The organism is Paragemmobacter kunshanensis, from assembly GCF_011059185.1.
Classification (GTDB): domain Bacteria; phylum Pseudomonadota; class Alphaproteobacteria; order Rhodobacterales; family Rhodobacteraceae; genus Paragemmobacter; species Paragemmobacter kunshanensis.
Genome location: NZ_JAALFE010000001.1, coordinates 381905 through 393924 on the forward strand (window position 1 = coordinate 381905; position 12020 = coordinate 393924).

8 protein-coding genes are annotated in these 12020 nt (G+C 64.8%); 3 read left to right on the top strand and 5 right to left on the bottom strand.

The genetic code is table 11. From position 1 onward, the window contains the following. Positions 1–9: 9 nt before the first annotated feature. The 3 genes from G5V65_RS01985 to G5V65_RS01995 all read right to left on the bottom strand — a co-directional run bounded on the left by G5V65_RS01985 (position 10) and on the right by G5V65_RS01995 (position 4160). A complete protein-coding gene (locus tag G5V65_RS01985) occupies positions 10–1386 on the bottom strand; it encodes a tetratricopeptide repeat-containing sulfotransferase family protein (RefSeq protein WP_165046732.1) in 1377 nt (458 codons plus the stop codon). 115 nt (positions 1387–1501) lie between these two features. Then, positions 1502–2128 (bottom strand): transglutaminase-like cysteine peptidase, encoded by a 627-nt coding sequence (locus G5V65_RS01990; RefSeq protein ID WP_165046733.1) that lies wholly within the window; start codon positions 2126–2128, stop codon positions 1502–1504. Positions 2129–2258: 130 nt separating this feature from the next. After that, a complete protein-coding gene (locus G5V65_RS01995; protein ID WP_165046734.1) occupies positions 2259–4160 on the bottom strand; it encodes a heavy metal translocating P-type ATPase in 1902 nt (633 codons plus the stop codon). A 167-nt stretch (positions 4161–4327) separates the two neighbouring features. Between G5V65_RS01995 and G5V65_RS02000 the strand changes: the two genes are divergently transcribed. The 3 genes from G5V65_RS02000 to G5V65_RS02010 all read left to right on the top strand — a co-directional run bounded on the left by G5V65_RS02000 (position 4328) and on the right by G5V65_RS02010 (position 10584). Continuing rightward, a complete protein-coding gene (locus G5V65_RS02000) occupies positions 4328–7972 on the top strand; it encodes a PAS domain-containing protein (RefSeq protein ID WP_165046735.1) in 3645 nt (1214 codons plus the stop codon). 147 nt (positions 7973–8119) lie between these two features. After that, complete coding sequence (locus G5V65_RS02005) at positions 8120–8515, top strand: response regulator (protein WP_165046736.1); 396 nt, start codon at positions 8120–8122, stop codon at positions 8513–8515. Beyond that, on the top strand, positions 8512–10584 hold the full coding sequence (locus tag G5V65_RS02010) for a hybrid sensor histidine kinase/response regulator (RefSeq protein WP_165046737.1): 2073 nt from the start codon (positions 8512–8514) through the stop codon (positions 10582–10584). Before G5V65_RS02005 ends, G5V65_RS02010 begins: the two co-directional genes overlap by 4 nt. On the opposite strand, the gene G5V65_RS02015 is transcribed toward G5V65_RS02010, so the two are convergent. Together G5V65_RS02015 and G5V65_RS02020 are read right to left on the bottom strand one after the other, a co-directional pair. Then, a complete protein-coding gene (locus tag G5V65_RS02015; protein WP_165046738.1) occupies positions 10581–10913 on the bottom strand; it encodes an Hpt domain-containing protein in 333 nt (110 codons plus the stop codon). The genes G5V65_RS02010 and G5V65_RS02015 overlap by 4 nt on opposite strands. After that, positions 10910–11863: a response regulator gene (locus G5V65_RS02020; protein WP_165046739.1), complete on the bottom strand. Its 954-nt coding sequence runs from the start codon at positions 11861–11863 to the stop codon at positions 10910–10912. Before G5V65_RS02020 ends, G5V65_RS02015 begins: the two co-directional genes overlap by 4 nt. Between the last annotated feature and the right edge of the window lie 157 nt (positions 11864–12020).

Below are 12020 nucleotides of genomic sequence, written 5' to 3' on the forward strand. Positions count from 1 at the left end.
CCGACGGGATCAGCGCAGGCGGGCCGCTTCCGCCTCATAGGCCGGGAGGCATGGCGCAAGCTGGCGCGCGAAACGCGCGGAGAAGCCGACGAGGTCTGGCCGGATCGCCCCGATGCCATCAAGGGAGCGACCTGGCGAGAGGGCGATCTCGGCCCCCTTTTCGCCTGCCGCACGGCGGAGGGCCGGTTCGTCGACTGGCATGCCGAAACGGCGCAGGGCAGACGCGGCGACGGAAACGGGATCCGATACCAGCGAGTCATGGCAGATCTCGACCATGGGATTGGGCATGGTTTCCTGCCAGCGCCGGGCCAGGTATTCCGTGCGGGCGACCGCGCGGGCCGCTGTCTCGATCCCGTAGCTGTAGCGATGGGCGGTGTTGAACTGCTTGAAGTAGAGCGAGGCCACCAGATCACGCGGTTCGCGCCGGACAAAGATGATGGGCACGTCGGGATGAAGCGGGCCCAGGAGGCCAAGCTGTTCGAGGTTGCCGGGTGTCGTGTCGATGCAGCGTGTGGCGGATCTGTCGGGGCCGGAGCGGATGCGTGCGGCGAAATGCGTGCGGATCGGAGCGTGGGGGAGCGCGCGCAGCAGGCGGATGCTGCTGTCCGGGCCGCCGGATCGGCCAAGTTCGAGGAAGAGATCGTAGAGGAAGGTCGTCTCGCCCACGGCAAGGAGGCCCGGCTGCGTGGCCAGCAGCTTTTCCATCAGCGATTTGCCCGATCGGGGAAGGCCCACCACCAGCAGGAGGGGGCAGGGATCCCCGGCGGCAGCGGGCGCGTGGCGGCGCTGGAAGGCGGCATCCAGTTCGGGAAGGTAGCGGTTGAAGACATATTCCAGCCGGTCCGGCCCGTGCAGGGCGCGCATCTGGCGGTTGCCTTCATCGAACAGCGCGAAGGCCTGATCGTCGTCATTGGCGTTCATGTGGGCCTGCGCCCTGAGAAACCAGGTCGTTGCGCGATCGAAGGGCTTGAGCGAGGCGTCCTCGCCCGCGGCGGCGAGGTGACGGAGGATGTCATCACCGGGGGTCAGGGGGACAAGATCCATCAGTTCGCGGATGGCGTTCAGATTGCGGGGGTGATCCGCGAGAATGCCGCGATAGAGCGCGGCGGCGGTGGCCATGTCGCGGTTGAGGACGTGGATCCGGGCCTGCATCAGGCGGTGGGTGATCGAGGCGGGAAAGAGCGATGCGGCTTCGCCTGCCGAGGCAAGGGCGTCATCCAGCCTGCGCAGGCCGATGAGCGCTTTCGTGCGGATCTTCCAGGCGGCGCTTTGCCGCGGATCGCGGCGGAGGATGTCATCACACAGCGCGAGGGCCTGGTCGTGGCGACCGTCGGATTCGAGATCGGCCGCGTCGTCCAGCGCGGCCTGGTGATCCTGTTGATCCATCCTTCCCCTTGTCCGGCATGCAGTTGGCACCGCCTGCATAAGGAAGGGCCGGAGAACATCGCGTCAATCCGGCAGGGGGATCGGCGGGCGGGGGTGGCGAAGTCCTGCCGCGGGATCAGCTGTCGGGGAACATGCCCCCTGCAAGGACCGAGACCCAGCGCGAAGGTTGGCGCGGATCCTGAAGACGGAGGAAGGTGTAACCCGTCTTCTCCCACGAGAGGATGCGGTTGGTCATGTTGTCGAGGACCAGATCCTGCGCGCCCGTCCGCAGCACCAGAACGGCATGCGACTGGCGCTTGCGATCAAGGACGGTGGCGATGAGAAGCTGTTCGGCCGGAATGCCCGCCTTGATCAGGGCCTGCTTCTTGTAGAGGGCGTAATCCTCGCAGTCGCCGCCGCGCGCCGTGGGCAGGGACCAGCGTTCCGCGACGCGGTATTGCTGGACATCCGTCACGGGACGGATGGACCGGTTGGCACGGGAGTTGATGGCGCGGACGACGGAAAGCGTGTCTTCGCCGATCAGCATCTGCTTGCCGCTGCGCATGCAGGCCCAGGCGTAGGTGTCGCAGAGGGCGGCAGCGCCGGGCGGGGCATGCGCTTCGCCGCGGAAGGCGATGAGTTGCGCCTCGGATCGACGGGCGTCGATCGACAAGGCGGGCATGGTGGCACTGATCCCGGCGACGAATGCCAGCCAGGTGATGCCAAGACGACGGCCCCAGGTCCGTGCGCGTTGATGTTCCAAACGCAGATCTCCCCTATGGTGCGGCAGCACGAGAGGCGTTCAGGAAATCGTCGCGGCATGTCGGGGATTGGGCCAAAGATAGGCATTTTTGCGCAGGGCTGGTCGGCGCCCGGATGAGGTGGCGGCCGGATCAGGCCCTGCCGTCGGCGCGGATCGGATCGAAGAGCAGGCGCAGGCCGTTCAGCACGACGAGCAGCGTCCCGCCTTCATGGCCGATGACGGCCAGCGGCAGGGGCAGTTCGAAGAAGGTGCTGCCGATCACCAGAACCAGCATGGCCCCAAGCGCGAAGGCGAGGTTCTGCCGGATCACGGCCGCGGTCCGGCGGGCGAGGCGATGGGCAGCAGCGAGGCGTTCCATGTTGTCGGAGAGAAGGGCCACTTCGGCCGCCTGAAGGGCGACTTCGCTGCCGGCGACGCCCATGGCGATGCCGACATCCGCCCGGGCAAGGGCTGCGGCATCGTTCACGCCATCGCCGACAAAGGCGACGCGGCCTTCTTGTGCCAGACCGTCCACGAGGCGGACCTTGTCGCCGGGCAGAAGATCGGCGTGGATTGCGGCATCTTCCAGCCCGAGCTTCTGCCCGATGGCAAGGGCGACGGGGCGGCGATCGCCCGTCATCATCACGAGGCGTTCAATGCCCGCCTTGCGGAGGGCTGCAAGCCCCCTGGATGAGGTTTCGCGTGGCTGGTCGGCGAGGGAGATCGCGCCGAGGAGTTGCGAGCCGCGCCCGAAATAGACGACCGTCTGCGACCCCTGCTGCAAGGGGGCCAGTCGCGGGTGATCGAGTGGCGCGCCCATCCGGGCGGCGAGGCGGGGGTTGCCTGCCCAGAGGGGGCCTGTCTCATCCATCCCCTCGATCCCCTCGCTTGGCGAGGCGCGGGTGTTCCAGACGGGATTCGGGCGGATCCCGCGTTCCTCGGCCGCCATCAGGATTGCCGCGGCGATGGGATGTTCGGAATGCCGTTCGACCCCGGCAGCAAGGGCGAGAAGCGCGGCTTCGTCGCCTTCGAGCGGCAGGATGCCTGTGACGGTGGCCTTGCCGGTGGTCAGTGTGCCTGTCTTGTCGAAGGCGAAGATCCGCACTTCGGACAGCGTTTCCAGCGCGCCGCCGCCCTTGAACAGGACCCCGCCCCTGGCCGCCGCCGACAGGGCCGACAGGATGGCGGCGGGGACGGAGATGACGATGGCGCAGGGGCTGGCGGACACCAGGATGGTGGCGGCACGATAGAGCGACTTTTCGACCGGCCAGCCGATGCGGATGAAGAGCAGGAACAGCAGGACCGAGCCGAGCAGGACCGCGACGGTGTAGCGCTGGCCGAACCATTCCGAGAAGCGTTCGGAGGGGGCCTTCATCGCCTGGGCCTCGGTCACGAGGGCGATCATGCGGGCCACGGTCGATGCGGAAAGCGGGCGTTCGACCCGCATGGCAAGGACGGCGTTCAGGTTGACGGTCGCCTCGCTGAGACGGGCGCCGGGGGATTTGTGCGCGGGAAGGGATTCGCCGGTGATGGCGGATTCGTCGAGATCGCCTTCGCCTTCGATCAGGGTGCCGTCGACCGGGATTCGCGCGCCCGGACGCAGGATGACGACATCCCCGATCTGCAGATCGCCGACGGCAGTTTCACGGATCTGCCCGTCATCGCCGCGCAACAGCGCGTTTTCCGGACGGAGGGCCATCAGCGCCTCGACCGCGCGGCGGGCCTTTCCCATGGCGCGGTGTTCGAGTGTGGAGGAGAGAGAGAACAATGTCAGAAGGACCGCCCCTTCGAGGGCGGCCCCGACAGAGGCCGCGGCAAGGGCCGCCAGAACCATGAGAAGGTCGATGTCGAGCCTGCGGTCCGACCAGAGTTCGCGCAGGGCGGCAAGGGCCGCAGGCAGACCGCCGGCAAGATAGACCGCGAGGAGGGCGGCATCGGAAAGGGCGGGCGGAACGGCGGGCAGAACGAGGGCAGAAAGCGCGATGGCCATGCCCGCAACGGTGACGGCAGTCAGGGCAGTGCCAAGGCGATCTGAGAGCGAGTCTTCGTGCATGGCGGCAGGCTACGCCTATTCGCGGCGTCGGCAAGAAGGCATCGCTGTTGCGGTGGATCACCGCATACAACCTTGGGGATATTGTGCTTTCAGGCATTTTAAGGAATATGACGACGGGGGTTACGTGGCCGGGTGTGGTGTTCCGGTTGCTCAGCGGGAGGATCGGGGTGCCCGACGAATTCTCTGTCGTTCGCATGTTGAGCGATCTGGTGCGAACGCCCCTGCCGGAACTGGATGGTGCGGTGACCGGCGCAATCGGAGAGCTTGCCACACATGCCGGTGCCAGTTGGGCGAGCCTGTTCCGCCTGGATGGCCTGCATCTGACCAGTACGCACAAATTCACCGCGCCAGGGATGGCAGAACTGAACTGCCCGCCGGATTACATGCTTGGTCCCGGCATCGACATACTGGAGGCGAACCGGCCGCTGGTTCTGGCGGATCTGAATGACCTTCCGGCGGAGTCTCCGTTGCAGATGCTGCGGCCTGCGCGGGCACTGGTGGCGCTTCCCATCAACAATTCAGGCGTTCTGACGGGGGTTCTGGCCTTTGCCTATGTCCGCCCCCAGACCGGCCTTGATGCATCCACGCTGGACTGTCTGAAGTCCGCGGCCGAGGTGATCGAGACGGTGATCGCGCGGCGCGAGGTGGAGAAGGCCCATCAGGATACCGCGCGGCGGCTGGAGGCGACGCTGGCCGCCCTGCCCGATCTGCTGTTCGAGGTTTCGGCCGATGGGCATTTCGCGGAATTCTCTGCAGGCCCTGCGCATCTGATGATGGTGCCGCCGGATGTGCTGCGGCATCGGCATTTCGCCACATTGCTGCCGCCCGATGTCAGCCGTGTCGTTCAGCGCGCCCTCGATACCGTGCTGGAGACCGGGCGCGTGGAAGGGGTTCGCTATCGGCTGGATCTTTCGGACGGGCCGCGGTGGTTTGAACTGACCGGCGCGCTGAAACCGTCGGAATCGCCGGATGAGCGCCCGAGCGTGATCTTTCTGGTGCGCGATGTGACCGCGGATACGCGGATGCGGGACGAGCTTGTCCAGCTTGGAAAGATCGTCGAGACGATGTCGAACCTCGTCTGCATCACCGATCTGGATGAGAATGTGGTCTGGTGCAATGCGGCCTTCGAGCGGCAGACAGGCTGGCAACTGGCCGAGATCCGGGGAAAGTACCTGCCCGACATCATTCGCGTGCCGGGCGAGGATCGCGGGAATTCGCTGGCGGTTTCGCAGGCGATCCAGCGCCGCGAGGCCTATTCGGGGCAGACCGTCAACCAGGACCGGCATGGCAATCGCTACTGGATCGAGTTCAACGTGCTGCCGCTGCATGATTCCGCGGGGGAACTGGCCGGTTTCGTGACGATCGAGACGGTGGTCACGAAGATCAAGGAACAGGAAGCGGCGATGGCGCTTCTGGCGCAGAGCGCGACGGAAGCCCGCGAGCGGCTGGAGAACGCGGTGCGCGCCTTGCCGGACGGGGTGATCATCCTGGATGACAGCGAGCGGGTGGTGGTGGCCAACAAGGCCTATTGCGACCTGTTCCCCGAGATTGCGCCCTTCGTGCATCCCGGAACGACGCTGGAATCGATCCTGAGGAAGGGGGTCGAACTGGGGGTTTTCGGACCGAGGGAAGGGGACGGGGCGCCCGACGACTGGGTGAAGGACCGACTGCAGACCTACAAGCGGTCTTTCGATCTGGACGAGATCCAGTTGCCCGATGGCCGCTGGATGCGCCGGATCCATACCCGCACCTCGGACGGGGGGGCGGTGGCGCTGGCGATTGATGTCACGGCGCGGCGCAATCACCTTTTGGCGCTGGATGCGGCGAACCGCGAGCTGAGCGCCGCGCTGGATGAACGCGACCGGGCCGAACGGCGGCTGCGCGGCATCATGGAAGGGGCCGATGTCGGCACCTGGGAATGGGATATCGCCACCGGCACCCTGATCGTGGGCGGCAACTGGGCCGAGATGCTGGGCCGCGACATATCCGAACCGGGCATCTTCAACATCGCGGATTTCCGCGACATCGTTCATCCCGACGACGTGGGATTGCTGCCCGATCCGAACCAGCACCATGACACGGCCGCGGACGGGTTCAGCGAGATCGAGTTCCGGATGCGCCATGATGCGGGGCACTGGATCTGGGTTCTGTCGCGGTCGCGCGTTGCGGAATGGGGCGCGGACGGCCTGCCGCGCGTGATGGCCGGGGTGCATCTGGACGTGTCGGAGCGCAAGAGGCTTGAACGGCAGTTGCAGGCGGGCCGCGCCTATCTGTCGGAGGTGATGGATACCTCCATCGCCGCGCTGGCGGTGCTGAACGAGCGCGGACAGATCACCTATGCCAATCAGGAAGCCGAACGCATCCTGCATCTGGATCGCTCTGCACTGCACGGGCGGGGCCACAACGATCCGGAATGGCGGCTGGAATGCGTCGATGGCGGGCCGCTGCCGGACGAGGCGCTGCCGTTCCGGCAGGCCATGGACAAGGGCGGCATCGTGCGGGACATCCGATTTGCCCTGCATCTGCCAGAGGGGGAACGGCGGGTGCTTTCGGCGAATGCCGTGCCGCTGACCCCGGCGGATGGAGAGCAGACGGTTGTCGTGTCCTTTTCCGACATCACGGATGAGTTGGCCTCGACCGCGCGGCTGGAGGAGGCCCGCGCGAAGGCCGAAGAGATGAGCCGCGCGAAATCCATCTTCCTTGCCAATATGAGCCACGAGATCCGGACCCCGCTGAACGGCGTGCTGGGGATGGCGGAAGTGCTGGACAGTATCGTGACCCCGCCGGAACAGAAGCAGATGGTCGCGACGATCCGGCGATCGGGGGAAACGCTGCTGACGGTGCTGAACTCCATCCTCGACATGTCGAAGATCGAGGCCGGGAAGATGGAGCTTGAGGTCGTGCCCATCGTGCTGTCGGACGTGCTGGCGCAGGTCGAGGCGATGCATCGGGTCAAGGCCGAGGAGAAGGGGCTGGAATTGCAGGTTCTGACCAGCGCGGGGGCTGACCTTCCGCGCATGGGTGACCCGCATAGGTTGACTCAGGTCCTGAACAACCTGTTGAGCAATGCGATCAAGTTCACCGAGGCCGGGCGGGTGCGGCTGAAACTGTCCTGCCGCGCGGGCAAGCCGGTGACCATCGACATCGTGGACAGCGGCGTGGGCATGACCGAGGCGCAGCTGTCACGGGTTTTCGAAAGCTTTGAACAGGCGGACGGGTCGATGACGCGGCGCTTTGGCGGCACGGGGCTTGGCCTTTCCATCGTGCGCCAGCTGGTGCTGCTGATGGGCGGGATGATCACGATGCAAAGCCGCCCGGGAGAGGGAACCGAGGTGCGGGTCATCATTCCCCTGCCCGAGGCAGACCCCCGCACAATCGCGCCACCGATTGCCGAAGTTGCCCCCGACATCAGCAGCCTGGCCGGGCGAAACCTGCTGGTGGCAGATGACAACCTGACGAATCGCCTTGTGCTTTCGGAAATGCTGGCCCGGACCGGCGTGCGGGTCACGATGGTGGAGAACGGCCGGGAGGCCATCCATGCCTGGAACAGATCGCTTGAAGAAGGCGATCCGTTCGACCTGCTGCTGCTGGACATCACCATGCCGGTTCTTGACGGGCTGAGCGCCCTGTCCGAGATCCGCGACAGGGAAATGCGGCAAGGGATGGCGCCGGTTCCGGCCATAGCCGTGACGGCGAATGCCATGCCAAATCAGGTGGCGGACTATATCATCGGCGGGTTCGATACCCATCTGGCAAAGCCGTTCAAGCGAAAGGAACTGCTGCATGCCCTGAAGACACTGTTGCGGAACTGAGGCATTCCGCCCATCAGAACAGGCTTGATCAGAACCGGATTCCGGTTCTTTCTTAATAATTATTTCCTTCCGTCTTTTCACCACATTCTCGCCCATGAGTTGTGGTGTGGTGCTTTCGAGCGAGAGATCGCAAGTAGGGTCCAAAGTATGAGCGCGGCTGAACCGAATCACAAATACCGCGTCCTCCTGGCGGAGGATGACGAGGTGAATCAGCAGATTGTCATGGCGTTCCTGGCCGGGACGACGAATATCGAACTGACCATCGTCGGAGATGGCCGCAGCGCGCTGGAGGCGGCGCTGGGCACGAAATACGACCTGATGCTGTTCGATCACAACATGCCCCACATCACCGGCGACCGCGTCATCCGCTATCTGCGTTCGGGAAATTCCAGCAATGCAGGCACGCCGGTCATCCGGTTTACCGCGGATGCGGACCGGGCCGATATCCGCAGCAATGGCGGACTGATTGACGCGACACTGCCGAAACCGTTGAAAGCAGAAACCTTCCTGTCCACGATAGAAACCATCCTGCAGTTGGGATGAACGACGTTCACGCGTCGGTTCTGGGGAGGCGGATGCAACAACAGCGCAACAGCGAAGAGCGGGACGGGTTCGAACCCGGATCCGCCGCAGTGACACCCGAGGCGCTGCTGCTGGCGGAGCGTCGCCTGCGTGACGTGATCGACGGGGCGCAGGTCGGGACCTGGACCTGGGATTTCGATTCGGTCGGCCAGATCGTGAACGACGTCTGGGCGGCGATGCTGGGCTATGACCTGAAGGAGATGCCGCTTATCACCTATGAGACCTGGAGCCGACTGATCCATCCCGATGACAAGGAATGGGTCGAGGCGGAACTGCGTCTTTGCACCAGCGGCGTGAACGATTCCTACGAGGCCGAATACCGGATGCGCCACCGCAAGGGGCACTGGATCTGGGTGCTGGACCGGGCGCGCGTGGTGCGGCGCAAGGCGGATGGCAAGCCCAAGGTCATGGCGGGGATCCAGATCGAGATTTCCGAGATGAAATCGCGCGAGGCCGCGCTGATGCGGGCGAAGGCCGATCTGGAAAAGGCCCTTGCACAGCGCGCCAGCGCCGAGCAGCGCTTTTCCGACATTGCCGCCGTGACGGATGGCTGGCTGTGGGAAATCGACCAGGACATGCGGTTTTCCTTCCTTTCGGGGTCGGAACATATCGAACGGCTGGGGCTGACTTCCAGATCCGTGATCGGCAAGACGCGCGAGGAATGGCTGGATGCCCATCCGGAGGTAAGGGCCAGCGCCGACTGGAGCATCGTTCTGGATGCGCAGCGGGAGCATCGGCCCTATCGGAACTTCGTCTATCGCGCGCCGAATGCGCCGGATGCGCAGGAGCGGTGGTTCCGCATTTCCGGGCATCCGGTCTTTGATTCCCAGGGCGTCTTTCTGGGGTATCGCGGGGTCGGGTCGGATGTGACAGAGCTTTACCTGGCCAAGGCGCGCGCGGAAGAGGCGAGCCGGACGAAATCCATGTTCCTGGCCAACATGAGCCACGAGATCCGGACACCGATGAATGGTGTTCTGGGCATGGCCGAGGTGCTGGAATCGGCGCTGACGGACCCGGAACACAAGCGGATGATCAGCACGATCCGGAAATCCGGCGAGACGCTGCTGAACATCCTGAACGACATCCTGGACATGTCGAAGATCGAAGCCGGGAAGATGGAGCTGGAAGAGGTGCCCTTCAGCCCGGTCGATCTGGCGGAGAGGGTCGAGGACCTGCACCGGCTGATGGCCGAAGAGAAGGGCCTGGATTTCGAGGTGCTGGTTTCCACCGGGGCGGAAACCCGGCGGATGGGCGATCCGTTCCGGGTGCAGCAGATCCTGCACAACCTGGTGTCCAACGCGATCAAGTTCACGGATCGTGGCGAGGTGACCGTCGAGGTTTCCGGGCGGCGCGGGACGCCGCTTGTGCTTGAGGTGCGCGATACCGGCATCGGCATGTCTCCGCAGGAGATCGAGCGGCTGCACGAGGAGTTTCGCCAGGCCGACAGTTCGGTGACGCGCCGGTTCGGGGGAACGGGGCTTGGCATGTCGATCACCCGGACGCTGGTGCAGCGCATGGGCGGCGACATCACGGTGACATCGGAACCGGGGGTGGGCACGACGATCCGGATCACCCTGCCCTTGCCGGTGGCCGAGATTGCGCCGGAGGCGCCGATGCGCGCGCCTGCCGCAGCGGTGGAGGCGCGGCTGGACGGGTTGCGCATCCTGGCCGCCGATGACAACGGAACCAACCGTTCGGTTCTGGAACTGATGCTGACGCGCTGTGGCGCGATAGTGACGACGGTGGAAGACGGCCTTCAGGCGGTAACGGCCTGGGAGCCGGGCAAGTTCGACGTGGTGCTTCTGGACATCGCGATGCCCGTGATGGACGGCAAGGCCGCGCTGGAGGCGATCCGCGGGCTGGAGGCGGCGACAGGCGCGGCGCGGGTGCCGATCATCGCCGTTACGGCGAATGCCATGTCGCACCAGATCGTCGAATATGTGATCTGGGGATTCGACAGCTGTGTGTCGAAGCCGCTGACGATGGCGGACATGATCAAGGCGATCACGTCGCTGCTGCCTTCGTCCTAGTCCTCGAGCAGGTCTGCAAGGCCCGAGATCAGCGGGCGCAGCGCGTGAAGCAGGGCCTCGCGGCCCGCATCTTCGAGAGAGAGGCGCTCTACCTCGGCCGCGTGGAGGCCGATCCGCGCATGGCCGAGCGACCCTGCAGTGCCGGCGATCATGTGGGCGATGTGGTGGATGTCGAACATGGCTTCGCGGACCTGCTGGCCACTGTCCAGACGCGCCCAGGCCCGGCTGAGGATGTCCAGCCGTTCCGCGGCCATCTGGCGGAACAGGCGTTCTGCCGGCGCAAGCGGATGGTCGGACTGCCAGCCCGGCCGCAAGTCTATGGCGTTCATGCGACCATCTGACCGTTCTTCGAGCGCTTCTCGGGCGGGTTCATCGCCGATTGGATGGCCCGTTCCAGGATGCGCGTCGGTTTCGTGGGCGACAGGAAGGCGCTGCGCGCGGGTTCCCCGACGCGGACCTGCGGCACCGGCAGGCGATCCGCCGCATAGATGGTTTCGAAATCCATCAGCCCGATATTGATCAGGATCTCGAGGTCATCCGGCGACTGGCCGGGATCCCGTTCCGTCATGCAGACGAAATTGCCGCTTCCGGCGTAGGAGATCATCACATCTTCGGTCTTGAGCGCATCCACGATCTGCGCGCCGACATCGCCCAGCATCTGGACATAGGTCGCGCCCGTCGCCTTGTTGAAGATGATGCTGGCATTCTTGATGTTGATCGCGAAGGCCGAGGTGGAATACATCCGCTTCACGCCCAGCGTGAGAAGGTAGTTCTCCATCGCCAGGAATTCGATCCCACGGTCAAAGCCGGGGATCAGGATGGGGGTGTCAAACTCGGCCTTGATTTCGGCGGCGGCGGCGCGCTGGCCGACAAGGCGCGCGAATTCCGCAAGGCGGCGGCGTTCGGCCAGAAGCCGATCCACCATGCCGATGCGGGCGCGCAGTTCGATGATGTCGAGCGGTTTGGTGATGTAGTCGGTGGCCCCCGCAGCGAAGGCATCATCGACGGCATTCTTGCCGTTCATGGCGGTGATCATCAGGATCGGCGTCTGCCGATAGGCGGTGCGCTGGCGGATGGCCGCGGTCAGCGCGGCGCCGTCCATGTCGGGCATCTGCATGTCGGACAGGATGCAATCATAGAGCATCCCCGAGAAATCAAGCTCGTGCAGCGCCTCTTCGCCGGAGGGCATGGTCGTGACCTGTGCGTAGCCGATCATCTTCAGCATTCCGGCCAGCAGTTCGAGAAACACAGGATCGTCGTCGATCGCCAGTATTCTCATGTTCAAGGTCCTATAGGTTGGTCACGCACCCCCCTGATGGAAGGTTCACGCGTTAATTCTGGTTACGCCCCAAAGATGAATCTGCCCGTCAATAACGGCAGAAATGGGACGTCTTAACGGTGATTACCGGCCATCTCGACGAGGGAAAACCCAAGCA